Origin of the sequence: Amycolatopsis sp. SID8362 (genome assembly GCF_010550475.1) — a bacterium.
Taxonomy (GTDB): Bacteria; Actinomycetota; Actinomycetes; order Mycobacteriales; family Pseudonocardiaceae; genus Amycolatopsis; species Amycolatopsis eburnea.
Genome location: NZ_JAAGNB010001712.1, coordinates 1 through 232, shown reverse-complemented (window position 1 = coordinate 232; position 232 = coordinate 1). Strand labels below are relative to the sequence as shown.

Annotated in this window: 1 pseudogene; it reads right to left on the bottom strand. The window is 76.7% G+C overall.

The annotated features are described in order from the left end of the window. A pseudogene (locus tag G3I65_RS52110) lies at positions 1-232 on the bottom strand (type VII secretion protein EccE); the annotation flags it as partial.

Here is a 232-nt window from a genome sequence, read left to right as displayed (position 1 = left end):
GTTCCCGGCGTCAGCCGGACCAGCGCGCTCCAGCCGCCGTCGACCTCCGCGACGCCGAAGCGGTTGCCCGCGCGGTCGACGTGCTGGCGGACCTTCACCGGCCCGGCCACCGACAGCAGCGGATCCGGGCTGTCGCGGCGGGTGTCGTGGCGCCGGAGGCGGAACGCCGTCCAGGTCAGCGCCCACCCGGCCAGGTGCCGCCCGGCGAACCGCACGGACGTCAGCAGCACGA